An 809-nucleotide genomic window follows, 5' to 3' on the forward strand; every position below is an offset into this window, starting at 1 on the left:
ATTGTAGGTGAAATCATATCATACTAAAATCCTAGAGATCAGGAGGTCTGAATTTGGTTCTTCCCTCAACGAACACATTCACTTTCATATTATCGTCCTCGATGGCGTGTTCGATCCATCGGACAACGACGCCGGGGTGGTTTTTTTCGAGGCCACCGCTCTTGACGAGTCAACGATCGCTGAAGTACAAGCCACCATCCGGCGACGCGTTCTGAAAGCTTTCGTTCGCCGCGGTTTACTCGACCAGGACGAGCGAGAAACCATGGAGCGGTGGGCGCATGGCGGCGGTTTTTCGATCGATGCGCAGGTTCGAATCGAAGGAGAGGATCGACAAGCGCTCGAGCGATTACTCCGCTACTGCGCTCGACCGCCCTTCGCACTGGAACGGATTGAGAAAGTGGATGCGCAACACATCGTTTATCACCTGCCAAAACCCAAACCGGATGGCCGGACTACCCTGACGCTCACACCGCTCGAACTCATCGACCTCATCGCCGGGTTGGTCCCTCGCCCTCGCGCCCACCGCCATCGCTATTTCGGCGTACTCGCTCCAAACGCCACCCTGCGAGCCGCCGTTACGGCCCTCGCGCCCGTTTCCGAATCAAATTCCGACACCGAGCAGGAAACAACACATCCCAATCGTCGAGCCGATCCTCAGCGGACTCAACACCCTGAGGAAAACTCCGAAACGCTCGCCCGTAGCCATGCCCATTACCTCTGGGCCACCCTTCTTGCCCGTATCTTCGAGGTATTTCCACTCGTTTGCCCCCATTGTGGCGGATCGATGCGGATCGTTGCCTTCATCACCG

Annotated in this window: 1 protein-coding gene; it reads left to right on the forward strand. The window is 56.6% G+C overall.

What is annotated here, in order from left to right; all coding sequences use genetic code 11:
• Nucleotides 1–7 precede the first annotated feature (7 nt).
• On the forward strand, nucleotides 8–809 hold an 802-nt coding region (locus GY725_18225; protein MCP4006124.1), incomplete at its 3' end, for an IS91 family transposase.

It is taken from the genome of bacterium, from assembly GCA_024226335.1.
In the GTDB taxonomy this organism is placed as follows: Bacteria; Myxococcota_A; UBA9160; order SZUA-336; family SZUA-336; genus JAAELY01.